Source organism: Microbacterium pumilum, from assembly GCF_039530225.1.
In the GTDB taxonomy this organism is placed as follows: domain Bacteria; phylum Actinomycetota; class Actinomycetes; order Actinomycetales; family Microbacteriaceae; genus Microbacterium; species Microbacterium pumilum.
Genome location: NZ_BAAAOH010000001.1, coordinates 2,951,190 through 2,976,544 on the forward strand (window position 1 = coordinate 2,951,190; position 25,355 = coordinate 2,976,544).

At 66.3% G+C, this 25,355-nt stretch carries 24 protein-coding genes; 13 read left to right on the top strand and 11 right to left on the bottom strand.

Annotated features, from left to right (window positions below; translation table 11 throughout):
• Positions 1-16: 16 nt before the first annotated feature.
• From ABD188_RS13200 to ABD188_RS13235, 8 genes are all read left to right on the top strand, one after another.
• On the top strand, positions 17-1,360 hold the full coding sequence (locus ABD188_RS13200; RefSeq protein ID WP_344063028.1) for a conjugal transfer protein TrbL: 1,344 nt from the start codon (positions 17-19) through the stop codon (positions 1,358-1,360).
• Positions 1,357-2,820, top strand: a complete 1,464-nt coding sequence (locus ABD188_RS13205; RefSeq protein ID WP_344063031.1) for an SCO6880 family protein — start codon at positions 1,357-1,359, stop codon at positions 2,818-2,820. Before ABD188_RS13200 ends, ABD188_RS13205 begins: the two co-directional genes overlap by 4 nt.
• 86 nt (positions 2,821-2,906) lie before the next feature.
• On the top strand, positions 2,907-3,392 hold the full coding sequence (locus ABD188_RS13210) for a hypothetical protein (protein ID WP_344063033.1): 486 nt from the start codon (positions 2,907-2,909) through the stop codon (positions 3,390-3,392).
• Positions 3,389-4,882 (top strand): ATP-binding protein, encoded by a 1,494-nt coding sequence (locus ABD188_RS13215; RefSeq protein ID WP_344063035.1) that lies wholly within the window; start codon positions 3,389-3,391, stop codon positions 4,880-4,882. Before ABD188_RS13210 ends, ABD188_RS13215 begins: the two co-directional genes overlap by 4 nt.
• Complete coding sequence (locus tag ABD188_RS13220; protein ID WP_344063038.1) at positions 4,879-5,460, top strand: hypothetical protein; 582 nt, start codon at positions 4,879-4,881, stop codon at positions 5,458-5,460. The genes ABD188_RS13215 and ABD188_RS13220 overlap by 4 nt, the downstream gene beginning before the upstream one ends.
• A complete protein-coding gene (locus tag ABD188_RS13225) occupies positions 5,457-7,229 on the top strand; it encodes a TraM recognition domain-containing protein (protein ID WP_344063041.1) in 1,773 nt (590 codons plus the stop codon). The genes ABD188_RS13220 and ABD188_RS13225 overlap by 4 nt, the downstream gene beginning before the upstream one ends.
• A 55-nt stretch (positions 7,230-7,284) precedes the next feature.
• Positions 7,285-7,710 carry a single-stranded DNA-binding protein gene (locus ABD188_RS13230; protein WP_344063044.1) on the top strand — a complete coding sequence of 142 codons (426 nt, stop codon included), beginning with the start codon at positions 7,285-7,287 and terminating at the stop codon, positions 7,708-7,710.
• Between the two features lie 8 nt (positions 7,711-7,718).
• On the top strand, positions 7,719-8,288 hold the full coding sequence (locus tag ABD188_RS13235; protein WP_344063047.1) for a hypothetical protein: 570 nt from the start codon (positions 7,719-7,721) through the stop codon (positions 8,286-8,288).
• Positions 8,289-8,647: 359 nt separating this feature from the next.
• On the opposite strand, the gene ABD188_RS13240 is transcribed toward ABD188_RS13235, so the two are convergent.
• The 5 genes from ABD188_RS13240 to ABD188_RS13260 all read right to left on the bottom strand — a co-directional run bounded on the left by ABD188_RS13240 (position 8,648) and on the right by ABD188_RS13260 (position 14,395).
• Positions 8,648-9,718, bottom strand: a complete 1,071-nt coding sequence (locus ABD188_RS13240) for a hypothetical protein (protein WP_344063050.1) — start codon at positions 9,716-9,718, stop codon at positions 8,648-8,650.
• A 148-nt stretch (positions 9,719-9,866) separates the two neighbouring features.
• Entirely contained in the window at positions 9,867-11,042 is a 1,176-nt protein-coding gene (locus ABD188_RS13245) for a TIGR02391 family protein (RefSeq protein WP_344063052.1), read from the bottom strand.
• Complete coding sequence (locus tag ABD188_RS13250) at positions 11,039-12,502, bottom strand: hypothetical protein (RefSeq protein WP_344063055.1); 1,464 nt, start codon at positions 12,500-12,502, stop codon at positions 11,039-11,041. The genes ABD188_RS13245 and ABD188_RS13250 overlap by 4 nt, the downstream gene beginning before the upstream one ends.
• The gene (locus ABD188_RS13255; RefSeq protein WP_344063057.1) at positions 12,499-13,605 is read right to left on the bottom strand and encodes an XRE family transcriptional regulator; all 1,107 of its coding nucleotides are present in this window, start codon (positions 13,603-13,605) and stop codon (positions 12,499-12,501) included. The genes ABD188_RS13250 and ABD188_RS13255 overlap by 4 nt, the downstream gene beginning before the upstream one ends.
• On the bottom strand, positions 13,598-14,395 hold the full coding sequence (locus ABD188_RS13260; protein ID WP_344063061.1) for a hypothetical protein: 798 nt from the start codon (positions 14,393-14,395) through the stop codon (positions 13,598-13,600). Before ABD188_RS13260 ends, ABD188_RS13255 begins: the two co-directional genes overlap by 8 nt.
• A 242-nt stretch (positions 14,396-14,637) precedes the next feature.
• Between ABD188_RS13260 and ABD188_RS13265 the strand changes: the two genes are divergently transcribed.
• Complete coding sequence (locus ABD188_RS13265) at positions 14,638-14,844, top strand: TOBE domain-containing protein (protein ID WP_344063065.1); 207 nt, start codon at positions 14,638-14,640, stop codon at positions 14,842-14,844.
• A 140-nt stretch (positions 14,845-14,984) separates the two neighbouring features.
• On the opposite strand, the gene ABD188_RS13270 is transcribed toward ABD188_RS13265, so the two are convergent.
• Positions 14,985-16,151, bottom strand: coding sequence for an MFS transporter (locus tag ABD188_RS13270; protein ID WP_344063068.1), 1,167 nt, complete (start codon positions 16,149-16,151; stop codon positions 14,985-14,987).
• A 139-nt stretch (positions 16,152-16,290) separates the two neighbouring features.
• Here ABD188_RS13270 and ABD188_RS13275 point away from each other — a divergent pair, with 139 nt between their 5' ends.
• Positions 16,291-16,509, top strand: coding sequence for a toxin-antitoxin system YwqK family antitoxin (locus ABD188_RS13275; RefSeq protein ID WP_344063071.1), 219 nt, complete (start codon positions 16,291-16,293; stop codon positions 16,507-16,509).
• 201 nt (positions 16,510-16,710) lie between these two features.
• Here the strand turns inward: ABD188_RS13275 and ABD188_RS13280 are convergent, their stop codons facing one another.
• From ABD188_RS13280 to ABD188_RS13290, 3 genes are all read right to left on the bottom strand, one after another.
• Entirely contained in the window at positions 16,711-17,268 is a 558-nt protein-coding gene (locus tag ABD188_RS13280; RefSeq protein WP_344063074.1) for a Chromate resistance protein ChrB, read from the bottom strand.
• Positions 17,269-17,387: 119 nt separating this feature from the next.
• Positions 17,388-18,761, bottom strand: coding sequence for an ATP-binding protein (locus tag ABD188_RS13285; RefSeq protein WP_344063077.1), 1,374 nt, complete (start codon positions 18,759-18,761; stop codon positions 17,388-17,390).
• The gene (locus tag ABD188_RS13290; protein ID WP_344063079.1) at positions 18,758-19,432 is read right to left on the bottom strand and encodes a response regulator transcription factor; all 675 of its coding nucleotides are present in this window, start codon (positions 19,430-19,432) and stop codon (positions 18,758-18,760) included. Before ABD188_RS13290 ends, ABD188_RS13285 begins: the two co-directional genes overlap by 4 nt.
• A gap of 143 nt (positions 19,433-19,575) precedes the next feature.
• On the opposite strand from ABD188_RS13290, the gene ABD188_RS13295 reads away from it, so the two are divergent.
• Positions 19,576-21,102, top strand: a complete 1,527-nt coding sequence (locus ABD188_RS13295; RefSeq protein WP_344063082.1) for a glycosyltransferase family 39 protein — start codon at positions 19,576-19,578, stop codon at positions 21,100-21,102.
• Positions 21,099-22,301: a glycosyltransferase gene (locus tag ABD188_RS13300; protein WP_344063085.1), complete on the top strand. Its 1,203-nt coding sequence runs from the start codon at positions 21,099-21,101 to the stop codon at positions 22,299-22,301. Before ABD188_RS13295 ends, ABD188_RS13300 begins: the two co-directional genes overlap by 4 nt.
• 133 nt (positions 22,302-22,434) lie before the next feature.
• Here the strand turns inward: ABD188_RS13300 and ABD188_RS13305 are convergent, their stop codons facing one another.
• Both ABD188_RS13305 and ABD188_RS13310 read right to left on the bottom strand, forming a co-directional pair.
• Positions 22,435-23,403: a hypothetical protein gene (locus tag ABD188_RS13305; RefSeq protein ID WP_344063088.1), complete on the bottom strand. Its 969-nt coding sequence runs from the start codon at positions 23,401-23,403 to the stop codon at positions 22,435-22,437.
• Positions 23,396-23,671, bottom strand: a complete 276-nt coding sequence (locus tag ABD188_RS13310) for a hypothetical protein (protein WP_344063091.1) — start codon at positions 23,669-23,671, stop codon at positions 23,396-23,398. Before ABD188_RS13310 ends, ABD188_RS13305 begins: the two co-directional genes overlap by 8 nt.
• Positions 23,672-23,993: 322 nt before the next feature.
• On the opposite strand from ABD188_RS13310, the gene ABD188_RS13315 reads away from it, so the two are divergent.
• Positions 23,994-25,247, top strand: a complete 1,254-nt coding sequence (locus ABD188_RS13315) for an IS110 family RNA-guided transposase (RefSeq protein WP_344063094.1) — start codon at positions 23,994-23,996, stop codon at positions 25,245-25,247.
• Positions 25,248-25,355 lie beyond the last annotated feature (108 nt).

The following is a 25,355-nucleotide window of genomic DNA, read 5'->3' on the forward strand; positions in this document are numbered from 1 at the left end:
AAGAGAGGCAACGCGAGTGGGTGGCGTGTGCGACATCCCGGCCATCGCCGACGTGTGCCAGACCGTCGGCTCGGGTGTTGTGTCGCTCGTCGCCACGCCGTTCGACTGGCTCGCCCACACGCTGGGCGCCGCAGCGGCATGGTTCTTTGAGGCGCTCTGGGCGGTCTTCGACACGACGACCATCGTCGACGTCACCAGCGGACAATACCTCCGGGTGTACAACCTGCTCTTCGGCGTCGCCCTGTTCGTCATGCTCGTCTTCTTCTGTCTGCAGCTGATCACCGGATTGGCGCATCGCGATCCGACCGCACTCTCGCGCGCCGCGATCGGACTCGGCAAGTCCGTCCTCGGGTCGTTCGTCGCGATCACGCTCACAGCGACCTTGCTGGAGATCACGGACCGCTTGGCGATCGGCATCGTCCGGGCGACAGGAAACACGATGGAAGGGATGGGCGACAGGATCGCCCTATTGGCGACAGGCCTGATGGCGATCAACATCACAAGCCCTGGCGTCGGCGCGATCATGACGATCTTCCTCGCCGGCCTCGCGATCTCGGCGACGGCGATCGTGTGGTTCTCGCTGCTGATCCGAAAAGCCCTTCTGCTCGTCGCGATCGTGTTCGCCCCGATCGCCTTGGCGGGATTCTCCTGGGATGCCGCGCGCGGGTGGTTCGGCAAATGGGTGGCGTTCGTCGTCGCGCTCGTGTTCTCGAAGCTCGTGCTTGTCGTCCTCTTCCTCGTCGCCGTCAATCAGACCGCCGCCCCGATCGATCTCGACCTCGCCTCCATCAGTGACCCTGTCGCCGGCGTTGTCCTCATGCTCGTGGCGGCGTTCGCTCCCTACATGACCTACAAGTTCATCTCCTTCGTCGGCGTCGACATGTACCACGCCATGTCGACAGAGCAGGAGGCGAAGGGCGCAATGAACCGCCCCGTGCCGGTCCCGGTGACACCCGCCACCGCGAGGTCGGCGAAGTCGATCCTTGATGGCGGTGGCGCGCCGAAGGTTTTGGGCGCGCCGGCGACGAGCGGCGGGGCGGCTACTGGCGGACCGGCTGCCAGCGCGGGCGCAACAGGCGCCGCTGGCGCAGGAGCCTCCGGGGTCGGAGCCGCAAGCGCGGGGGGAGCTGGCGCCGCCGCGACCGCAGGACCCGCCGCAGCCGTCGTGATCGGCGGCCAGGTGGTGACCAAAGCCGCGACCGCCGGACCCAAGCTCGGTAGCGCCGCCGGCCTCGCCGCCTCCGGGCACGCCGAAGGGGCCGCCGGGACAGCGCCGGCTGGCGCACCCGTCCCGCAGGCAAAGCCAGCACCCACTGCCCTACGTCCGCTCCCCACACCCCGCGAGAGGACACCCGCATGACAACGACCAACACTCATCGAGCGAATCATCTCCGCCCGGTGCAGTTCTCGCGGCTGCCAAAGCGCGGAGTGCTGCTCGGCCTCTCGCTCGCGCAGCTCGTGACGCTCGCCATCGGTCTCATCGCGTTCATGACCGCCGTCTACATGGGCGGCGGCATCCTGTTCGGCGTGACCTCGCCGATCTGGGCGGCCAGCCTTCTGCTCTCGTTCGTCCCTGTCGGCGGACGCAAGATCATCGAGTGGCTTCCCATCTCGGTCCGCTGGGTGTGGCGAAGCATCGGAGGTCAGCTTCAATTTCGAGCTGACCTCGTCAGGCCGCGTCCCGCCGGAACGCTCGCCCTGCCCGGAGATGCCGCAGCGCTGCGCGAGTGGGTGGATCCGGAAACCGGCGCTGCGATGATCCAGGATCCCCATGCCCAGACGTTGACCGCCGTCGTCAACATTGCCCATCCGGCGTTCGTCCTGCTCGACAGCGGAGAGCAGGAACGTCGAGTCGCTGGCTGGGGTCGAGTACTCGCGACAGTGTGCCGATCGGGCCGGATCGCCCGGGTGCAGATCTCCGAACGGACCGTCCCGAGCTCGGGAAGCGGGCTCGCCGAGTGGTGGGCCCGACACGGCCTCGATGACAACTCCTGGCCGGCAGTGACCTACAAGGAGCTCATCGAGCGGGCCGGCCCCGCTGGCGAACGGCACGCCACCACGATCTCTCTCGCACTGGACATGCGCGCGGCCGCCCGCCAGATCCGGGCCGCTGGCGGTGGGATGAAGGGAGCGGCGAGCGTCCTCCGGCAAGAGATGACTACCTTCGCGACCGCGTTGCGTGCCGCCGACCTGACACCCAGCGAATGGCTCACACCGGGCGAAGTCGCCGTCGCACTCCGCTCCGCGTACGACCCTGCTGTCGCTCCCGCGCTCGAGCGACACGGCGACATCGGCAGGTCGCTCGCAACCGCCGGTCCGGTCGCCGTCACCGAGTCCTGGGATCGTCTTCGCACGGACTCCGCCCACCATGCGGTCCTCTGGATTTCGGAGTGGCCGCGTTCGCAGGTCTTCCCCGGCTTCCTCTCTCCGCTGCTGCTGACCTCCGGCATCCAGCGCACCTTCACACTCGTCTGCACCCCGGTCCGCGCAGATGTCGCGGCGCGAGACATCCGGAGAAAGAAGGTGGGACTCCTCTCGGATGCCGCGCAGCGCGCGAAGATCGGTCAGATCGAAGACGCCGCGCGAACGGCCGAGTACAACGACGTCATCCAGCAGGAGACAGATCTGACCGCTGGCCACGGCGTCCTGCGCTACACCGGTCTTGTCGCCGTCTCGGCCCGCTCCACCGACGAACTCGACGCAGCGGTCGCCGCCCTCGAGCAAGCGGCAGTGCAAGCGGCCTGCGAAACGCGGAGGCTCGTCGGGCAGCAGGCGCAATCATTCGCGGCCGCCGCGCTACCCCTTTGCCGAACGATCTGACCGTGATGTAACCGACTACTGACACCGAATCCACCCCGGGGAACCCGAAAGCACCTCATCAAAGACTCCGCTGCAAGGGAAGCGAAATGCCCACATTCGAAGATCCCGTCGTCGACGGCGAGGAAGCGTGCCACGCGCTCCGCGCTCTCGCACACGCAACGCGCTCGTTCGAGCAGCCGGCCGAAACCTACGTCGTCGTTGGAGACGTACTGGGAGGCCTCCGTTCGCTGGGACACGTGCTCGACCAGCTCGCCTCCGCCCACACCAGCGAAAGCGCGATCCCCCGCTCCGAGGACGGCGATCAGTGGGCGGGCATCGAGGAGGCGTACGCAGCCGCAAGCGCGCTGCGCCGCGCCTCGACCCTTGTCGCGCGAGCCGAGATGGCTGTGGATCGAGCATCCCAGCACTCCGGACGGATCGTATGGGACTCCGCCACCCCGACTGCGCTCTCCCCCCTCCCCGAGGCGATCGCGCCCAGGATCAACGCGGATGACTCCTTCCAGCGCATCGCCCCCTTCAGCACCCCCGGCTCGAGACCCAAGAGCCGCCGACCGAGCGGGATGTCGCTGTGAACGGGCGCGAAGACCAGAAGGTTCACACTGCGGTACTCGTCGACCCGGCCGGCGATCGGCGCAAGGATCGTCGCGCCAGGCGGACGGCATCCCATCGACTCACCGCTGACTCCCGCGCCGCCGCCTCGGCAGCCCAACGCGCCGAGTTGGACGCGCTGCGCGCCGATCAGCGTGCGACCACGTTTCTGCCCGCGGCGGGCGAATCCCGACCTGCGGCGCTGCGAACCCCCGGCCGCCTCCGGATCCCGCGTCACCAAGACACCAGCGCGACGCTCGCCGGCGCTTACCCGTTCCTCGCGGAGGGCGGCCTCGGCTCTCAAGGAGTCTTTGTCGGCCAAGACCTGTACTCGGGTGCGTCGTTCGTCTACGACCCCTGGGTGCTGTACTCCCGCGGGATGATCACCGCCCCGAACATCGTGCTCGCTGGCATCGTGGGCTCGGGTAAGTCGTCGCTCGTGAAGAGTCTTTACACGAGATCGATCCCCTTCGGCCGCCGAGTATACGTACCCGGTGATCCGAAGGGAGAGCACACCGCCGTCGCCGAAGCTGTCGGTGGGCAGGCAATCGTGCTCGGCCACGGCATGGCGAACCGCCTCAATCCGCTCGACGAGGGACACCGCCCATCCGGCCTCACCGACGAAGGCTGGGCCGGTCAAGTCGCCTCCCGTCGTCGCGACCTCATCGGAGCACTCACCGAGACAGTGCTCGAACGACCGCTGAGCCCGCTCGAGCACACCGCGATCGACCTGGCGCTTGCCGACACCGTCCGTTCGTGCGAGACGCCGATCCTTCCAATGGTCGTCGAACGGATCCTCTCGCCCGACGCATCTCACGAAGCCGACCATCGACTCGTCGAAGACGGCAGGGTCGTCGGTCACGCACTCCGCCGGCTCGTCGCTGGCGACCTCGCGGGGCTGTTCGACGGACCCAGCACGGTCACGTTCGACCCGAACCTCCCGATGATCTCGCTCGACCTTTCGCGGGTCGCCGAGAACGCGACGCTGGTCTCCGTGCTCATGACGTGCTCCTCAGCGTGGATGGAGTCGGCGCTCCTCGACCCGCACGGCGGGCAACGATGGGTCATATACGACGAAGCCTGGCGTCTGATGTCGCACCCTGCGCTCCTGCGACGGATGGATGCACAATGGCGACTCGCCCGCCACTACGGCATCGCCAACCTGCTGGTTTTCCACAAGCTGTCCGACCTCGACAACGTCGGCGATCAGGGCTCAGCGATGCGGGCGATCGCCTCCTCCCTGCTCGCGAACGCCGAAACACGGATCATCTACCGACAGGAAGCAGATCAGCTCGGAGCCACCGCGAACGCGCTTGGCCTGACCGGAACCGAGCAGAGTCTCTTGCCGGGGCTTGGGACGGGTCAGGGTCTCTGGCGGATCAAGGACCGCAGCTTCGTCGTTCAGCATCAGCTGCATCCGGCGGAGCTCGCAGCATTCGACACGACGAGCCGGATGACGGAGGGCGTGAAATGAGCACAATCCCTGCGGTACGACCCGAGGCAGCGGCGATCGCTGTGCCGCCGGTCCTTCCCGTGATCGCAATGACGGTTTCCACCGACGGCACCATGGCTGTCACGGTCGACGGCGTACCGTGCGAACCGCCGCGGTTCGGACCGCCGTGGGAGCGGTCGTCGTTTGCAGCAGTCATCGATTTGGTCCTGGAGAAACGAGGGTCGCCAGTACGCGTACTCGTCTACGAAGCGGACGGCACGGTCTTCACCGATCTGGTCACCCAGCCGCTGCAGAGGACGCTGGATCCGTCCGCACCGTCGGCGCGTCGGGAACCTGGCGCCTCGAGTCTGGCGCCCGTCGACGATGGCCTCTTCGATCCGGCACCGCTGATCGCGCCGCCGCGCGTGGTGTTCGGTGAGGACGGGTTTATCCCCGGGGAAGAGATCGCGGTCGCGATCATCGTGCGTCACACAAAGGCGTCGGCGGATGGCTCTGCCCGAGCCCTGCTGGAACCGGGCGTCTGCCGACTCAGCTTGGAGGGCGAGGTCATCCTCGTCGGGCGGATCTCTGGCACGTGCGTGGTCGCGGGTCTGACGTGAGCGCCAACAACGGCCTCGATGTCTCCGGTCACGACGGACTCACAAACCTCGCCTTGCTCGCACTCGGGGCGATCGTCACGATCGCAGGAGTACTTCGCGTAGCCGGCAACCTCGCCGCGTTGGTAACAGGGACTGAGCAACCGACGGGTGGACTCGCTGCCGGACTCGGGGTGTTCGGCGCGCCCGGCGATCCCGGGGTACCGCTGGGCTCCGCCGGACTCAACCCGATCGCCTACTGGGCAGCCGTGACCGTGCTGGTCGGACTCGTTGGCGGCGCCGCGTGGTGGGTATGGCGCCTCATACGCAGTCTCAGTCGCCACGCGCGCTCCGATCCCGACCGCATTGCCGGGATCGCATCCTCAGCCGACGTACGCCGCGCGGCGTCGGATCGAGCATTGCTTTCGCGCGCCGCGCACCTTCGCGCGTCCGTCACGAAGCCTCAGCCCAGCGACATGGGGTACCTCGTCGGGCTGGCGCGAGGATCGAAGGTCTGGACGTCGGTCGAGGATTCGATCCTTGTCATCGGCCCGCCCCGCTCCGGTAAGGGCGCGCACATCGTCATCAACGCGATCCTCGACGCACCGGGGGCGGTCGTCACAACGTCCACGCGGCCGGACAACCTCACCACGACGATTCGGTCACGGATGCGGCGCGGCCCGGTCGCGGTGTTCGACCCGCAGCATCTCGCCCCAGGTGTCCCGGCGGGCCTGCGGTGGTCACCGGTGCGCGGGTGCGAGGTTCCGCTCACGGCGATGATCCGAGCTGCGGGACTCGCGGCCGGCACCGGCCTGTCGGGCGTCGGAGTCGAGAACGGCGGCTTCTGGGAAGGGAAGACACGGACCGCGCTCCAGGCGCTCCTGCACGCTGCTGCGCTCGATGGCCGTTCGCCCGCCGAACTCTACAGGTGGACGCTCGACCCGACAGCAGCGCAGGACGCGGTGGCGATCCTGATGACCAACTCGTCCGCGGCAACGGGCTGGGCGGAGTCGCTCGAGGCGATGATCGACGCCGACCCTCGGACGCGCGACTCGATCTGGCAAGGCGTCTCGCTCGCGCTCGCCGCGCTGGCAGACCCGCGGGTACTGGATGCGGTCAGCCCGGGCGAGGACGAGCATTTCGATCCGGAGGCCTTTCTCCGTCACAACGGCACCTTGTACCTTCTGGCGACCGGCGCCGGCGCCGGCGCCTCTTCTTCGCTGGTCGCAGCACTCGTCGAGGACCTCGTCGAGACAACCCGGCGAATTGCGGCGCGCTCCCCCGGTGCGCGCCTGGACCCGCCCGTTCTTCTGGCGCTCGATGAGATCGGAAACCTCGCACCTCTGCCGTCGTTGCCTGTGTTGATGGCAGAAGGCGGCGGCACCGGGATCACCACGATGCCGGTGCTCCAGTCGCTCGCGCAGGCTCGGCAGCGGTGGGGCGACAACGCGGCGACGGCGATCTGGGATGCGAGCATAGCCAAGATCGTGCTGGGCGGCGCATCAGGGTCTCGGGACCTCCAGGACATATCCACGCTGATCGGCGACCGCGACGAGGTCACGGACTCCATCACGGTCGGTGAGCGTGGTCTGCGTTCCAACCAGCGCTCGACACGGCGGGTGCCGATCATGCCGCCCGATGTGATCCGAACGCTGCCGTATGGCACTGCCCTTCTCATGCTGAGGGCGGCGCCGCCGATCGTCACGCAATTGCGTGAGTGGACGGCACGTCCCGACGGCGCCCGGCTGCGCGCCGACCGTGCGCGGGTCGAGGAGCAGCTGCAGCGGGGATAGCGGACGCACCTCTTTGGTGATGGCCGAACCGCGGCCGCCTCGGTAGGAGCATCCGATGACGATCCAGACTCAGCAATCTCTCTCCGGCTTTCTCGCATCGGAGCCGCAGCTCGCATTCAATGCGAAAGGCGAGGCCCGCTTCTGGGTACGCGTCGGGCAGGAGCACTTCGAACGCAACGAAGACGGCACCTTCACCCAGACGGAGACCACGTACCACGACCTCGTCATGTTCCGCCGCAACGCCGAACGCGCTTACGCGATGTTCAACAAGGGTGACGCCTTCATAGCTGAGGGCTACACCCACACCTCGGCACGAGAGCGCGACGGACAGGCGGTCGAGACAGAAGAGTTCGTCGCTAAGCGCCTCGGCCACGATTCCGCCCGCACGAATTACACCCTGCAGCGCCGCCGTACCCTCCCGCCGCTGCCGCCTGCGGCGCCGGCGAGCACGAGGCCCGCCATCAGGCCCGTCTCCCTCTGAGGCAACTGATGACTCTCGACGAGCCGCTCCGATTCCCTGGCTACCAGTTCGACCCACCCCCGCCGGACGCGCCCGATGCCGCGGCAGACGGCCTTCCCTCAGTCCCGCGGCCTGTGAACTGGAATCTGCTCACGTCAGACCAGGCCGCCTTCGAGTGGGTCGAACTCGATCGGTGGGTGAACTGGCTGCGCCGCACCTACGGACTCGGGCCTTCGATCATCCCGCCGCTCTGGCATCGCCACCCCGAACTCGTCTGGGAGCTCTCCGCCCTGCACCTCCATTGGCTCTGCGCCTACGACGAGCAACAGAACGGCTCCGCACCACTCGGGTGGCACCGGGACTTCGCCGAGACGCGCGAGCGCCTTCACGACTGGGTCGCCGCGTGCGGCTCACGCCTCGATCGCGATCGAGCCACGCGACAGACCTCTTGGCCCGGCGAGGACCCGGTGCCAACGATCGCCGAAGCGCCGATTCACGATCGATCCGCCGACTTCCGCAGCTTCGTGGTCGAAGACGTCGCCCGCCGCCGGGCCGTGGAGGACACCTTCATCGCCGCCGATGCGAGCCGCTCCGAGTAGGCGCCGAGCCGCTTGACTGCGCTGGCGTGAGGGCCGAGATCGGCGCGATGGCGATGCTCGGTAAGCCATCGGTGTTCGCAACGGTATGCGTGCCGCTCATGCGATCGAACCGTCCATCCGACGGATCCGCACAGATCAACGCCGCAGCTCGGGGACGTCATCACCCGGCATCACCGATGGCCCACCGGCAACCGCACGTACTGAGCCCGACAAGCCACAGACGTCAAACGCGCGTTGCGCTCATGCGGCCCTTCATCCGAGCGACAGTCGCACGGTCTGCGGGCCTCCGACTCAATCTAAATTCAGCGCGCTCGGCGACCACCCAGAAGTCGTGCGGAATTACTTGATCGAGTGGTTGCTCACGAAGTGCCGACAAAGACGTCGGAGTGTGGCCAGAGCGCCTGTCCGGAGAACGAAGCCACGAACGCCACGTCCATTGACTCAACAGGTATCGGAGCGGAATGGCCACCGCCGATGGTCGACATTCCGTTCTCTCCGTCGTAGATCGCCTCGACCGAAACGCCCCAGGCCGCCGCAAGACGTGGCGCGAAGTCGCTCCATACCCATGTTCCATCGAAGCCGCCAGGCGATCCGGTGACTACCGTCGCGACGCCATCTTGTGCGATCACCGCATGTGAGAGGTCTTGCCACGACGATGCGGTCATGTACGCGAGTCGCGCATATGCCTCGCGAAACTGCGTTGGGTGGAGCGCAAAGCTCCTTGCCGCGTCGATGTGAGGTTGCTGGACACCCTCGGACCGACCCCAGTCCTGCAGGACTGCGATCACGCCTATGCGGCCCATACGAATCCCCAACATCGGGACGAAGAGGTCGTCCATGTAGTCGAACCGCCTGCGTGGCTGATCGCTATCAAGACACTCGAAAAAGTGGAATGTCGCCGGCCCAGGTTGCGCTGGCTCCCACCGAACGGCCCCAGAAGCCGCCTGCAGCAAGAAATGATGGAACGCCACGCTCCTGAGGTGCTCGGCAGGAACGAGTCTTCGTCCCTCGGCTTCGCGAACGTACAACGGCTGCAAACTCTCCTTGTAGACCAGCCCGTAGTAGATCTTGCCCAGCCACAAGAACAGGTCTCGGCGATCGAGCGACCTAAACGCGTCCGGACCCACGTCGAAGGCGATCCTGACGCGGCTCTCGATCTCACTTAGGTCGACGCCGTTGCAAACGGAACAGCACGGGACTGTGAGTTGGCGGTAGCGGAGCGGACGGCCGTCAATCTGATTGACGGATGCATCCCACATGTCGAGTGCACGGAGCAGCCACTTCGGAAATACGTGCTCACGGGTGCGATCTGCGGAGCCGAGCGGGACGTGCTTACCGCAAAGGAAGCAGTGTTCCTCCCCAAACTGTTGGGTGCGATCTGTCAAGAACTCCGCGTGGGGCGATCCAACCTCAGGCGTGGGTTCCGGCATCTTCCTATTGTCGGCGAGGAGGCTCTCGTGTGCGGGCATCGACATGGTCGCCTGGCTTAGGGCCCTATTGCGCGCGATCAGCGACCCTCTCGCGGGCATCATGCTTGCGAGGACCGTGTCTGCGATGTAGGGCGAGGAAAACGATCCGCTACTGGTCTGCGGCGATGCGCGCCTCGGCCTTGGCAGAGATCGTCTCGGGGAACCGCTGCTTCATGTATCCGAGAAACTCAGACGTACCAGCCTCTTGGCTGTATCCATTGATATCGACGGTGGGCAGGTCGAGCACCGCGTCGATGTCGGCCTTGCTCAACGCATCGGCGACGACCTCAAGACGCATCAGCACGATGTTGCTGTGGTCGAAGCTCCGAGTGAAATCAGCTTCGCCGAGCCACTTGTCCTTCAAGACCCGACGGACGGACGCCGAGGACAGCTCGGGCGGCAAGGTGATTCTGTTGAGCCACCGTCCATCCTCAAACACGCGATAGAACCGCGTCGCCGAGTACGAACGCCGCTCAGCGGTGATCTGGTCCTCGACCTGCGTGATCAACTCCTCGCTAACGTAGCGAGTGATCAGGTCGTAGGACAGGCTCGCAAGCGAGATGTAGTGGAGCGCGAGGTTCCGTTCCATCGAAGTCGCGAGTGTGTGGGACTTCTCGTTCCGAAGGAACTGGATGGCCATGTTGAGGTACTTCACGCCATCGAAGAAGTCCTTCTCCGCCTGTCCCGATGGTTCGTGCCCGAAGAGAGCCGGAAAATTGTCGGGCTTGAACGCGTCGGTGGCCTTCTCGCTCCCGGTCTTCTCACGGAGCGCTTCCCGCACAACCTTGTACGACTCCTCGACCGCGTGGAAATAGTCCTCCGTCGCGAGATAGCGGCTGATGTGCGTGTAGATGTCCTCGTGTATCTCGATCTGGATCTTGTTGTTTGTAACGGTCGCCTTTGTCGTGAAGCTCACGCTCGGCAGCGCACTTAGGGCAGCCGATTCCGGTTCCGCTAGCCCATCTGCGATGGCGCGCACGCGCTCCATGCTCGCGTCGTTGATCTCGTAGCGCAGAAGGCCCGTAAGGCGCTTCGCCTCGATGTACTCGATGAGCGCGCGCAGCGACGTTGTCACCTCATCCGAAGTACCGCCGCGCCAGAGCGCGCGAAGGCGGTTCGCTTTCGAATCACCGAACCCTGGATAGCGCTCGGTGTCGTAAACATCGATCCCGAGGTCGTGGAAAAACGCCGCGAACGACTCATTGCTGAAATCGAGAACGTAACCGTCAGACATACCGAGGACGGATTCGAGGGCGACCTTGTCCGAAACGCTCAGTACGCTCACGGTGCGTCCTCCGTCTCCGTCGAGTCCACTGGACGGGCGTCCTCGATCCTCGAAGCAGAGACAGGTCGGCGCGCATCTACCGCTGAGTAGTGCAGCGACGTGCCTGTCGCGCTCGCCACCCCGGCCACCTCAACAGGGAGCGCCTTCAGACGCTCGACCGCCGTGCGGTTGCTGCGGTACTGAACGGCGATCAGCCAGCCCTCGCTCGCACCGTCAGAGTTCATGTAACTCGGGAGTTGGTGGCGCAGTCCGTTCCAAAACTTGCCGTTGTGGAGCTTCTTGACTTCGATAAGCAGACGCGCAGAGGTCCCAGACGACGCCTTGAAGTCGACGGGGCCGCGACCGAGCTCCACCTCCCGATCCAGTTCGACATCGAACTGGCGCAAGTAAGGTTGCGCAAGGCCAAGAAACAGGAGCTGGATCGCCTCTTCGGGCTTTTCGGACCGATCGTCGTTCCAGAGCAGGCTCCACCCGCGCTGTTCCTCAACGAAGTGGCTGAATCGCTCGACGACCTCGCCCACGAGCTCCGCGAGATCTTTGGTGGTCGCTACGGGGCGTGCAGGCAACGGGTGTTCCACCGCAAAACGCGCGGGTTCCCGGTCCCATTGGACGACTTCAAGCGGGTCACCACCGAAGTCGTAGCCAATAAGGTCTTCGCGGCTGGTCTGTGCGCGAGCCCACTCGCGGACCCGTTCGGGTCGCTGACGAGCGAAGGCCACGATGCTGGCCTTTGATACGGCCTGCCCCACCGTGAGATTCAACGAGAGGCGGATGTCGTCGTTGAAGTGCGAATCGAACCAGTCGTCAGCGTTTAGTGTCGGGAGTCCCCCAAGGATGAACTCCGGCACCAGAATAATCGGCCGTCCCGTCGAAGGATTCGTCGGCAGCTCGACTTCCTCGTCGTGCCATCTCGCGGCGTCGAGCGAAACGCGGGCATGCCCGACGTTGTGCGTCGCCAAGGGCAGGTCGTGTCTGCGCGCAGTTTCCTGTGTGTACGCGAACAGTCGTCCCTTGAGGACATTGGCAGTGGCGTCCGAGATTCGATCGGCTCCAATGCCCTCATTCAGGATGCCGATCTCTTCGATGTGCTCCGGTTGAGTAAGCCCCGCGGCGATGGCGACAGCGATGCCGTCCGCCATCCGCGCCGCAAATCGATCTCCGGCGCCGGAACCCCGTGTTCCGACCGCCGTGTAGCCGAGTCCCAGTTCGAACGGTTCCGGAAAGGTCAGGAGTCGGCGGGCGGCTTGCGCGGAGACGGACTTGGGGCTCGCTGCCTTCGCGACAAGGCTGTAGCAGTGCACGAAGTGGGCGATCAACTCATCATGCGCCGTTGCCCATACACCTCCGGCTTCAAGAAGTAGCAGCGGGTCGATGAACAACTTTGTATCGACCGTCAGGTGCGGGTCGAACCAGTCGTCCTCGGCAACGCGCTCAATGCCGAACGCCTCCGTGAACCTCACGACTTGACTCCAACGACCGGCACTCGGGATGCTGCGATCTCGTACAGCCCGACGGGCAGCCCCGACCCGGCGAGGAACGATTCCTCGTCGACGCCAGCCTCACGCAGCACCTCGCGCGCGCGCGGCAGCAGCGACGGCATCTCGAGCGACGAGATCCGCCCCGGTTCCGCACGGCGCCAGCCGTTCTGGGACATGCGAATGATCGCATTGCGGTACGAGACATCGCTCATAGTTCCCAGCGCCCGCGCCCGGTAGAGAAGTGCTGCGAGACTGACGCCCCAATACTCCTTGAGCTCTGCGAACTGCGCCCACGCCTTGCCCGCGGTGGAGGTGGGCAGGGATGGCGCGATCTCCTCTGCCGGCATCAGGAATTCAGCCGCGAACCTGTTGGCCTGCTCCTCGGCGACCTTCCCGCCCGGCTCCGCATCGTGATGCATGATCAAATGCCCGAGCTCGTGCGCCGCGTCGAAGCGCTGACGGTAGTAGTCGTCTTTCACCGGATTCAGCACGATAATCGGCCGGGGCGCCGAGTGCAGGGAGTAAGCGTCGATCGCGGCCACGCCCGGCTCGCCAAATACGACGACGACACCATTACGTTCGACGAGGCGCACGACATGCTGCACTGGCCCCGGCGCGACGCCGAAGAATTCTCGCGCCTCGCGAGCAGCCTGTTCGGGTGTCATCGAACGCTCATCGGGATCGATCGGTAGGTCTGGCAAGAACGCGTCGGGGAACTCGACGGCGTTCTCCAGCATGCCCGTGATTTCCGCGACGAACCGGCCGTACGCCTCGGCTTCATCCTGCGCGACCTGCGTCGTAGAGCGGAGCGATCTGAAGTTGGGCTTGTTGATCTTCGGCGGCGCTCCTCCCCCGAAGAACTGCGGCTCAACCTGCAACGCTAGGGCGAGCTTCGCCACAGTCGCGCGGTTCGGTTGCTTGGCGCCGCTCTCCCAAGCTGTCACTGACGCCGGCGACATCTCGATGAGGGTCGCCAGGTGGGACTTCTTGAGCCCCTTGAGCTGACGGGCCATGGTGAGACGCTCACCGTTGAAGAATGAGGCTGCGGCGGCGAGCGTCTGGGACGGCCGACGCACCTCAGCCATTCGCGGCGCCCCACCCTTCGCCCGCACCCATCCGCTTGAGCCGCACCGGCACGTCCTCGACATCGGTCGAGGCGCCACCGCTCGGCATCTGAGGTGTGACCGGCAGTCCGTTCCCGCCAATCGGGGTGCCGCCGGAGAGCAGCAGCTTCCTCCAGTGCCAGCAGGAGTCTCCGGGGTACTCGGGATTCTTGCTCTGGCCGATGTAGAGCTCGAATTGCTTGGCCGTAGGGTTGAAGGCGTGCGCCGCGATGAGCGTCACGCCGACGAAGTCGTCATCGTCCGGGATGCGCGGGATGGACTCCAAGCCGAACTCCTCGTCGTCGAACAGCGTGTCATCGCCGACGAACAGCTGGTCTGCGACGCGCTTCTTCGCGTCGCTGCGCTGCACCCACTTGATCTCGTCGATCTTGTCGAAGGGGTATGACTGGAGCAGCACGCGGTAGCCCTCGATCGCCCAACCCGGGGACTGCTTGTAGTTCCGGCGGGTGACCACGTCCGCCGGAAGGCTAGGCAGTGAGTCGAAAGCCTCCGGCGTGATGCCGCGCTTGAGGACGTCCTCCCCAATACCGCCGAGCCCGTCGGCCAGCTTGAAGCGCCCGTTCGCGGTGGCCCGGTCGATGAGATCTCGAAGGTGCTTGAAGTTGAGATATCCGACGACGCCCTGGTCGTGGCCCTGCTCCTCGTCGTAGAGCTGATCGGTCGCAGCGAACGCCACGGGCGCACCCCACTTCAGGACACTGAGCAGTCCAGAAGCCTGGAGAGCGGAGAGAGCGTCGTCTTCTGAGGTCACTACGCCAACGTACACGATGCTCAGTACATGACGTTCTAGTTTTTACTCTCGGCGTGGCGCGAGCGAACGATCTGTGCTGGAGAGGCATCGCTCCACTCGAGGGATGAGGGTCGGGAACGAGCCTGCTGGGCGCCGTACGCTTGGTACCTGCACCGGGCACTGCCCGGATGGGGATCCGCCGTCAGCGGGAAGTTGGTCGCCCTCGGTCGTAGGATCGGAGCCTGCGAATGAGGGAGCCGACCATGAGGATCAGCGCACGCAACCAGCTGAAGGGCACGATCGTCGAGGTGACCAAAGGCGCCACCACGGCCCACGTGCGCATCGACATCGGGGGCTCGATCGTCACCGCGTCGGTGACCAACGCCGCCGTCGACGACCTCGGCCTCGAGGTCGGCCAGCCCGCGTACGCCGTCATCAAGGCATCCGATGTGATGGTCGCTGTCGACTGACACCATCACTCAACGCACGCGGAATCGACGGACGCCGAGGCCACAGTCACCGAAGTCTTGGATCGAACCGATACAGGGATAGCCCGCGCTGGTGCACGAGAGTCGCGCATCGAGACTGTGGCAGATCCGACTCACGTGCGTTAGGGCGCATTGGCTTTTGGGCTTCGCAGCAGGATGCTGCCGGCGCCGGTGGCGAGGAGGGCGACGAGGCCCATCGTGGCCAGAGCGAGGGGCAGCGAGCCGGCTGCGGCGATGGCGCCGACGAGGATGGGTCCTCCGGCGTCCCCGACTTCTCGTCCGAGTTCGGCGCTTCCCATCGTTCGTCCCATCCGGTCGGGTGGGGTCGCGGCGGCGAGGACCGCGAATCCCAGCGGGGTGATGACTCCCACCCCGACCCCGATGAGGATCGCCGCCAGGTAGATCGTGACCAGACCGGGGGCCACGGCGACCGCGGCGAGTCCCGCCGTGAGGAGCACGCCCGCTGAGGTCATGAGGGTGCGGGATCGGTGGGGGGCGGTGTCGTGCCGGCGACCCATGCCGGGCTGGATGACGGCGGAGATGAGTGCGAGGACGGTGACAGCCGCCATGCTAGCGAGCGGTTCCAGCCCGGCCTGGGTGCCGAGGTAGGGCAGGAATCCGACGGCGACCCCGAGCACCGCCGTGGTCGTGGCGAGCAGGATCACGGGGCCGAGGAAGGACCGGGCGGTGGACTGTCGGACGAGTTCGGCGAGGGTGGCACGCACCTTGGGGAGCACGGTGATCTGCGGGATCCCCCACGCCGCCCATCCCGCCGCGACCACGGAAAGGACCGTGAGGACGATGAACAATGCGGGGAGACCGGCCCACATGATCAGCCCCGCGCCCAGGAGTGGCCCGGCGGCGTACCCGAGTCCTTTCCACGACCCGTACCGACCGAAATAGCGCCCCGCCGCGCCGGCCCCGGCCAACCGTGCCACTGCCGATGAAGAGGCCGGTGAGAAAGCGGCGGCGGCCGCGCCCTGCCCCAACCGGGCCAGCGCGAGCAGGATGGGTGTCGACGCGAACACACCGAGCAGGCACGCCCCAGCGAAGACCGCGAGTCCCCCGACGATGACCGGCTTGACACCGATCCGGTCGCTCAACGCACCGAACAAGGGCTTCAGGATCACCTCGGCGATGTCGTAGATCGCGAGAATCAGACCGAGCCCGAGGAACGACAGCCCGAGCTCATTCGTCTCGGTCCCGATCGCCGCGGCCACCCCGTGCGCGCCAAACGCCGTGGTGAACCCCGCCAGATACAGCGGTCCCAGGTTCACCCGACTGCTCACGGCCTCATCCACCCGACCGACCGTGGTCGGCCGAGCAACACACGCGGGGGGATGCCCGTGGACATGTGGGCAATAGAAGGGCACACCTCTGCAGGAACAGCCTGCGGTGGCCGATGCACCGTCGTGACACGATGTGCACGTGACCGAGTCGACACCGCGCGAGTTCCTGTACAAGGACGGCAGCGTCCAGGGACGTGGACACATGCGCGACGACGAGATGGACGGCTATTGGGAGTGGTTCCGACGCGACGGCAGCCGACTGCGCAGCGGCACCTTCGACCGCGGCCGCCAGATCGGAACCTGGACCACGTACGACCGATCCGGGGCACCCCACAAAGTGACCCACTTCGGCGCCTGACTCCGTCCCTCGTCCGCGCACCGCCCACACGGGGATCGCCTCGGGGAGCGTGTCCGCACCGTCGGGGAGGATCGTCGGTGAAGCGGTAAAGGAAGTCGCGCCGCACCGACCGGGTGCAGCGGCCCCGTATTTGATCTCGTGCCCCTGAGCGGGTGTGGACGAGCCTGTCGAGAACGAGCGTCTCACTTGTCGCGGGAGCGGCTATTCGGTCGCCGCCGCGGCGAGGTTGGCTGCGTAGACGAGCTGCGCAAAGCGATCCAGAGCCACGGTCGCGCTCTCGATCGCGGTGTCGGCGTCGTCGACTTCGGGGAGGGGCACGGCATTGCGTTTGAGCAGGTCGCGTTGCCAGCGGCGTAGCCGGTCGAGGCTTTGTTCCTCCTCTTCCAGCTCACCGAATGTGAACTTCTCCTTCGCGATCTCGCGCTCGACCTCGGCTGTGAACTTGGCGGTATCGGCGATCAGTTCGCGCCATTCGTCACGACGTGCGGCGACGAAGGCGTCGACGAGCGCGGCCATGTCCGTGTCGTCCTTCGGGACCGCGGTGAACACCGAGACCGAACCTCCGCCGCGTTCCGCCGCGTCCTTCGCCGCGAGCAGCCCCGCGGTGAACCCGGGAAGGTCGGGAAGCGTCCAGGTCCCTGACGATACCGGCACAGCCCCCGCCCGACGCAGCTCCCGCCACACCGCGACACGATGCCGCGACGGCTCGGTGGGCACGTTCGGAACAATCAACAGCCAACTCGAGATGGATTCAGGCACAATCAGAACTGTAACAGACGTTACATACACACTCGTGCGTTTGTTGGATTGTGTGTGCGAGTTGCGAATTTGCGCTCCTGATGCCGACTCCTGCGGAGGTTCGGCGCAGGCCGGGATGGTCAGGGGTTGCTGTGCTCAGGAATGGTGACGAGGGCCTCAAGGCCCCCACCGGGGGCGTTGTCGAGGCGAATGGTGCCGGATGCGTTCGCGACGATGGCGGCGACGATGGCCAGTCCGAGTCCGCTGCCGGTCTCGTCGGTCCCACGTCGCGTGCGGGCACGGGTGAACCGGTCGAATGCGGTGGCAGCGAATTCTGCGGGCACGCCCGGTCCGGAGTCCTGAACGGTCAGTTGCAGTGCCGTGTCGATCATCGTGAGTTCGACGTGGATGCGGCCAGCTGACGGCGTGGCGCGGACGGCGTTGCTGAGGAGGTTGTCGAGCACTTGACCGAATCGGACGTCCGAGATCCGGTAGTCGATGTCGAGGCTGTCGTCGACGTCGCTGTCGAAGTCGATGTCGATGTGCTTGTCCGGTGCGAGCAGGCGTGCCCGGTCGGAGGCGCTTCGGAATTCCTCGATGAGAGCCCGTGCGGTGGCGAGGGTGGTGTCTTCATTCGCTTCGAGGGTGGACAGTTGGAGGAGGTTCGTGGCGAGCCTGGACAGTCGTTCGGATGTGTCCCGCGCGGCGGTCAGATCGCGGCGGTGCGCCGCCGGGTCGCCGATGCTCGATTGCGCGAGTTCGAGTTGGCCGCGCAGGACCGCGATGGGGGTGCGCAGTTCATGGCTCGCGTCCGCGACCATCTGCTTCTCCCGGGCGGCGCTGGTGCGCACGTTGAGGAGGAGCGAATTCAGCGTGGTGGCCAGGTCGGCGAGCTCATCGTCTGCCTCGCCGACGGGAAGTTCCTCGGCAGACCCGGTTTCAACGAGCGATTCGGCTTTCGCGCGCATCCGTGAAACGGGCCTCAGGGCCGCGGTGGTCAGCAGCCAGGAGGTGAGTCCGAGGGTGACGAGAAGGATGCCGGCCGCGAGGAACAGGATGTTGGTGAGGTTCGCAAGTACGGTCTTCGCGAACCGCTGATCGTGTGATGCGACGACGTGCCAATCGCCGTCATTGGTCGCGACGGTGCGGACGACGGCGAGGTACTCGTGCCCGCCGGCCGTGACCAGATGGGAGCCGGAGCCCATCCCGACCAGCTCATCGAGTTGCGCCGTCAGGCTGTCCGGAAGGTTGTTCACCGGCGCGCTGCCGTCTGGGCGGACGACGGCGAGGTGCTGTTCGCCGCCGGGGGGATCGATCTGATCGGGGTGGCCCTGGATCTCGGTCAGGTACGACGTGGTGGCGTCGTAGAGGAGCTTCTTGTCGGCGCTGAGCAGCACCTGTCCGATCTGGGCATGGAAGACGATCGCCGCGACGGCGAGCAGGAGCGCCCCGATGAGCACGCTGCCGATCGTTATCCGCCAGCGGATCGACAGCCGTCGCGTCAGCCTTCTCACGTCGTGACCTCAGCCCGGTATCCGGCCCCGCGAACCGTGACGATCGAGACAATGCTGGACTGCGCGGTGAGCTTCCTTCTAAGCGTGCTGATGTACTGGTCGACGATGTTCGGGTCGATGTGCGGCGAGCCCCACACCGCATCCAGAATCTCCGGCCGGCCGACGGTGCGCTCGGACTGGGAGATCAGCAGTCGGAGCAGGAGGAACTCGTTCGGGCTCAATGCCAATGGCCGGTCGCCGACCCGGGCCCGCCGCGTGGGTGCGTCCAGGGTGAGATCGCCGAACGATACGAGAGTCCACTGTTCGGCGGCGTCCCGTCGGATCAGGGCGCGAAGCCGGGCGGCGAGTTCGTCGAAGCTGAACGGCTTGGTGAGGTAGTCGTCTGCGCCGGAGTCCAGCCCGAACACTCGGTCGTCGATTCCGTCGCGGGCGGTGAGCAGCAGGATCGGGACGGTGCTGCCGGTTTCGCGGATGCGACGGCATACCTCGAAGCCGGTCATTCCGGGGAGCATGACGTCGATGACCGCGGCCGCGTACTGCTGGCGTGCGACGTGGATGAGCGCCTGAACGCCGTCGGTGACGAGCGTGGCGTGGTAGTCCCGCTCCCCGATTCCTCGTTCGAGCACCGGCCCCATCTCGGGGTCGTCCTCGACGATCAGCACCGACCTCACGCGCGTTCCCACCTCCATTGGAGAGGGTATCCGGGGGCGCGATGCGTGTCCGCGAACCTTTGCGAACCTTCAGCGTCGGAGTCCTGAAACCGCAGGATCACCGAAGGTGGCCTGCTGACGATGGGATCGACAGAAAGGCCGCCGTGATCGTGACATCGACAGTCGTCATTCCCGGACCGGTGGTGATGAGCGCGCCGCCGTCGAGGCGCTCGTCGCGCGTCATGATCGCGGTGCTGGGCGTCGCCGGCGGTGTGCTGGTTGCGCTCGGCATCGGAGTCCCCTCGTTCTGGGGCGACGAGGCGGCCAGCGTGATGTCCGCACAGCGGCCACTGCCCTCGCTTCTCGGAGAGCTCACCCACGTGGACGCCGTCCATGGTCTCTACTACGTCCTTCTCCACTTCTGGATCGGCGTTGCGGGGACCTCCGAAACCGCCGTCAGGTTTCCCAGTGCCGTTGCCGCGGGCTTCGCGATCGCCGGAACGGCCGCGCTCGCTCGTGAACTCTTCGGCGACAGGGTGGCGCTCCTGTCCGGGATGGCCGCGATCGCCATCCCGGAGCTGACGAGGATGGCGATCGAAGCACGCTCCTACGCGCCCGGGATGGCCGCCGCCGTATGGCTGACCTGGCTGCTGGTGCGGCTGGCGCATCGTGGTGAAACCCGACGCCGCATGTGGGCGCTCTACGCCATCGGAACCGGGCTGAGCATCGTGCTGTTCATCTACCTCGGACTGATGCTCTTCGTGCACGCGGTCGTGATCCTGGTGAGCAGGCCATCCCGGACGGTCGTGACGGTATGGGTTCGGTCGGTGGTCGCCGCCGTCGCGATCGCTCTCCCCGTCCTCCTGCTGTCACTGGCCCAGCAACGGCAGATCGCCTTCCTCGCCCACCGCCACTACGCGACACCCGCCAACGTCCTGGTGCGACAGTGGTTCACCGTATGGCCGGTCGCTGCGATCGCGTGGACCCTGATCCTCGCGGGGGCGGTCGCCATGCTCCGCCGAACAGCACAGCCTCGAACCCGCGGGAACGCGCTCATCATCTGGGCGTGGCTGATCCTCCCCACCACGCTGCTGCTGATCGGGAACGCATGGGTGCACCCCATGTACAACATGCGCTACGTCGCGTTCTGCGTCCCCGCCGTCGCCATCTGCATCGCGCTGAGCATCAACGGGCTCACCGCCCGCGCCAAAAGTCAGGCTTCGCGCCGCCTGATCACCGGCGCCCTGGTCATCACGCTGCTGATCGCGGCCATCCCGACCTTCACGGCACAACGAACCCCGTTCGCCAAGGATGGCGGCAGCGATCTGCGTCAGATCGCCACCACAGTTCGGCAGCATGCCTCCGCGGGAGACGCGGTGATCTTCGACGAATCCGTGAAACCCCGCCTGAAACCCCGACTCGCCCTCGACCTCTACCCCGGAGCCTTCACCGGGCTCGACGACATCGCGTTGCGCACCCGGGCGGCCGACCATGCGGCCCTGTGGGACAGCGTCCGGCCGCTCGACGCCATCACTGCCGCGGTCGTCGCGCACCACACCGTGTGGGCCGTGGAATCCGGGCACGGATCCCGCCGCGACCTCGATGTGCTGGAGGCGCTCGGGTACCACATCACCGAGACCTACCGCCTCCACCGCACGACGCTTTTCGAACTCGAGAAGGAGCCCTCGTGATCCGTACTCTGATCGTCATCCCCACGTACAACGAAGTCGGCAACCTGCCTGGCATCCTCCACCGCGTGCACAACGCGACCGGTGAGACCGACGTCCTCATCGTCGACGACTCGTCGCCCGATGGCACCGGAGCCCTGGCAGACCAACTCGCGTCTGTCGATCCCCGCATCCACGTCCTTCATCGTGCGCAGAAGGACGGGCTGGGTGGCGCGTATCGTGCCGGCTTCGCGTGGGGGCTCGCGCGCGACTACGACCGGCTCGTCGAGATGGATGCGGACGGCTCCCACGACCCCGCACACCTTCCCGCACTGCTCGAAGCCCTCGACGACGCCGACGTCGCAGTCGGATCCCGCTGGATCGACGGCGGCCGCGCCGAGGGCTGGCCGCTGCATCGCCGTCTGCTCTCGCGTGGCGGCAGCGCCTACGCCCGACTGATGCTGGGGATCACACAACGAGACGTCACCGGCGGATTCCGGGCGTATCGCGCCGATGCGCTGCGCGAGATCGACCCCACCCACCTGGTCAGCCAGGGGTACAGCTTCCAGATCGAGATGCTCTGGCGAGCGGCGAATGCCGGACACCGCATCATCGAAGTGCCGATCACCTTCGTCGAACGCCTTCACGGCACATCCAAGATGAGCAGCACCATCGTCACGGAGGCACTCGCGCGGGTCACCCGGTGGGGCCTCGCGCGCCCACTCATCAGACAGATCCTCACCTTCATCGGCGTCGGCGCAATCGGGCTGGCCGTCGACGTAATCACCTTCAACCTGCTTCGCGCGACCATACTTTCTCCCGAAGCAGTCCCCGGTGGAGCCCTCGCCGCAAAAGTGATCTCGGTGACACTGGCGATCGTCGCCAACTGGCTCGGCAACCGGTACTGGACATTCGCCGAACAGCGCCGCAGCGACGTCGGGCGAGAGGCAGTCGACTTCCTCCTCGCCAGCGCACTCGGAGGACTCGCATCCCTCGTCACTCTCGGCGTCTCGCACTACGCGCTCGGACTTCACACCGCCATCGCCGACAACATCTCCGCAAACGTCATCGGCCTCGCTCTCGGCTCCGCTGTGCGCTTCATCACCTACCGCGAATGGGTCTTCGCAGGGTCGCCCCCTGCCCGACGGCACCTCACAACATCAAGCGCCAATAGCCCGAACGAACACGCCGGTGCCAGCCAGCCCCCAGCCATACGGGGGTGACGCTCCCCGCGCGCGACCGCCACGCATGGTCTCGAGTCGATCAACCCTCGCGCGGCGAACCGCGTCCCAAAAGAGGTTTAGTCGCACCGCCCACAACGGTCCGCCATCCGGGCATTGCCCGTTAAGGGATCCATCAAAGCGCGATGTCGGGTCCCCGTTTGGCAAGATCGGTCGTGAGCCAGCGAAACACCGTCAAGGACGACGCCGGAGAAGCGACAGAGGCACGGAGGTAGCCCCGGCTCGCGAACTCCAACGCGTGACGACGCGGCTCTGTATACACATCGAGGGGCAGCATCCCGCCACGGAACCTCGCCCGGGATACCTCTGCGACTCGCGCTCGCAACTCGACCTCATGTTCGGCGAAGTACTCCTCGGCGATTGCAAGGATCTCCTGGACGACACGACGGTTCTCCGAGCGCTCTTGAAGAGCGTGAATCAAGTTCGGAGGAGTCGGCTCGTCCTGATCTCTGATTCGGGCGATCTTCTCGCCGGTGCGCTTCTGCGCGAAGAACAAGTCCGCCGCGGCATCGTTGTGACGTCGCTCCGGCGCGAGTACCCGGTGAAGCTTGCGCTCGGGCAGCCCTGCACGCGCACGGCGGCGCTGCAGCCGCCTCGCCTCGTTTTCCCGCTCACGATAGATCGCGCGCTGATCAGGAGTTGGCCTCCATGCCGAGCCTCGGCCCTCGGCCCGTGCGCGATCGGCGGCGCGGCGTCGCGCCTCGTTCGCCTTGTCCGGGTCTGCAGCCTCACGTGCTCGCCTGCGCTCGGCGATCGCCTCGCGATTCCGGTAGTAGTACTCGCGCTGAGCCTGCTCATACGCCTCTGGGTGCTTTTGCTTGTACCGCTCGCGCGCTTGCTGCCGCTCCTCCGGGTGCTCCGCTGCCCACGCCCGCGCGCGATCGATCCCCTTCTGCCGCCGGGCCTTCTCTTCCCGCTCGCGCTGAGCACGATCACGCTCCCGCTCGCGGTTCTTACGGCGGATGTCCTCACGGTTCCTCGCGCGGTATTCGTCGTAGTACGTCGGGTGCGCGTCGTTCCATGCCTTCCGCTGTGCGGCGAGCCGCGCTGCACGCTCGTCGTCGCTCAGCTTGGCGTCACTCATCGTGATCCGCCACAAGCACGCCGTCGAGCCCAGCGAGCGCCGTGAACAGTTCTTCGCGCGTGGCGGTGGGGTCGCTGATCGCGCGCGCGAAGAGCGCACGCATCCGTTCCCTCTCGAGGTCGGACACGTCACCGAGTCGCGCGAGACACCATTCGATGTCGTGGGCGAGGCTGTAGGTCGGATCGTCCACCTCGATGCCGGGGTAGTACAGGAACGCGAGCACAGCCACGTGCTCCAGGACGGCGTCAGCGTGCTCACGATCGCTCATGCCAGGAAGGTGCACGCCCCGCGCCCCACAGTCCGCGCAGCGATGTCGGCGACCCGCTCTACGCTCACTGGTGCACCATCCTTGTGTCGGTAGTTCTCGATGGATTACCGATGCACCTTGGGTGCTGCCGGGTCACCGCCCAGCTCGCTTGCCGCTTCGGATGGCCAGCATGAGTACTGCGAGTCTCGGCAGTCACCCGGGTCGTGGAGACCGTCGACAGGGCTGAGCGCCTCCGAGCGCCGATCAGTGAGCGATGCGGCAGACACGCCCCGGCACCCGACAAAGGTGCCTCCCCACTGGAGCTAGCAGCGAGGAGGCTGACGTGAAGTCTGCCAGCAACATCCTTCCCTTCCAACCCCGCGACACCGTCACGGTCGGTATCGACTGGGCGCGCGATGACCACGTGATCGCGGTCGTCGATCAGACCGGCCGCGAGGTCGACCGACGTGTCATCGCTCATTCCGACGCGGGCATCCACGAGCTGCTGAAGCTGCTCGACCGGCACGGGACAACCGAAGTCGCGATCGAACGAGGTGACGGCCCACTCGTGGACGCCCTGCTCGAGCACGGCACCACGGTCGTGGTGATCAGCCCGAACCAGGTAAAGAACCTCCGCGGCCGCTACGGGTCCGCCGGCAACAAGGACGACCGGTTCGACGCGTTCGTGCTCGCCGACACTCTGCGCACCGACAGGCCACGACTGCGTCCCCTCGAGCCCGACTCCGAAGCCACTCAGACGCTGCGTCGCACCTGCCGCGCCCGCAAAGACCTCGTCGCCCACCGCATCGCCGTCGCCAACCAGCTGCGCGCCCACCTGAGCCGCGTGTTCCCCGGCGCAGTCGGGCTGTTCGCCGACATCGACTCCGCGATCAGCCTGACCTTCCTCGCTCGCTTCACCACCCAGGACCAAGCCGACTGGCTGTCGGTCAAGCGACTGACCGCATGGCTGCGATCGGTCGGTTACTGCGGCCGTGTCAGCCCCGCAGTCCTGCACGCCCGACTGACCGCCGCGCCCCGCGGCGTGACCGGAGACGCCAGCACCAGCGAAGCGCACGTCACCCGCGCCTACCTGGCTGTTCTGAACACCCTCACCGCGCAGATCAAGACCCTCGCCACCCAGATCGACGAGCAACTCTCGCTGCACCCCGACCAGCACATCTTCACCAGCCTGCCCCGCGGCGGACGCATCCGCGCCGCCCGACTGCTCGCCGAGATCGGCGACGCCCGCGGCCGATTCCCGACACCCGAGTCGCTCGCCTGCCTCGCCGGCGTTGCACCCTCCACCCGACAATCCGGTATGAGTCGCCACGTCGGCTTCCGCTGGTCCTGCGACAAACAACTCCGCGACGCGATCTGCGACTACGCCGCAGACTCCCGCAGAGCCAACCCCTGGGCCGCAGACCTCTACCAGCGCGCCCGCGCCCGCGGGCACGATCACCCCCACGCGACCCGCATCCTCGCTCGCGGCTGGCTTTACGTGATCTGGCACTGCTGGCAGGACGGCGTCGCCTACGACCCCGACCAACACAGAGCCCTCCAACGCCTCACCCAACCCCAAAACGGACAGGCAGCTTGACACAGGGCTACTCATGCGTGTTCGGCCGGCGGAGGAGGAACGCCCTATGGTCGAACCGGGCCGATGGCACCCGATCCTCGCAGCGCAGGAAGGTCCCACTGGCACGTG

Coding starts and splice junctions, on each gene's coding strand:
- ABD188_RS13205 (WP_344063031.1), top strand. CDS start 1,357: ATGACAACGACCAACACTCATCGAGCGAATCATCTCCGCCCGGTGCAG.
- ABD188_RS13255 (WP_344063057.1), bottom strand. CDS start 13,605: ATGGCTGAGGTGCGTCGGCCGTCCCAGACGCTCGCCGCCGCAGCCTCA.
- ABD188_RS13240 (WP_344063050.1), bottom strand. CDS start 9,718: ATGCCGGAACCCACGCCTGAGGTTGGATCGCCCCACGCGGAGTTCTTG.
- ABD188_RS13265 (WP_344063065.1), top strand. CDS start 14,638: ATGAGGATCAGCGCACGCAACCAGCTGAAGGGCACGATCGTCGAGGTG.
- ABD188_RS13310 (WP_344063091.1), bottom strand. CDS start 23,671: ATGAGCGATCGTGAGCACGCTGACGCCGTCCTGGAGCACGTGGCTGTG.
- ABD188_RS13220 (WP_344063038.1), top strand. CDS start 4,879: ATGAGCACAATCCCTGCGGTACGACCCGAGGCAGCGGCGATCGCTGTG.
- ABD188_RS13235 (WP_344063047.1), top strand. CDS start 7,719: ATGACTCTCGACGAGCCGCTCCGATTCCCTGGCTACCAGTTCGACCCA.
- ABD188_RS13210 (WP_344063033.1), top strand. CDS start 2,907: ATGCCCACATTCGAAGATCCCGTCGTCGACGGCGAGGAAGCGTGCCAC.
- ABD188_RS13305 (WP_344063088.1), bottom strand. CDS start 23,403: ATGAGTGACGCCAAGCTGAGCGACGACGAGCGTGCAGCGCGGCTCGCC.
- ABD188_RS13230 (WP_344063044.1), top strand. CDS start 7,285: ATGACGATCCAGACTCAGCAATCTCTCTCCGGCTTTCTCGCATCGGAG.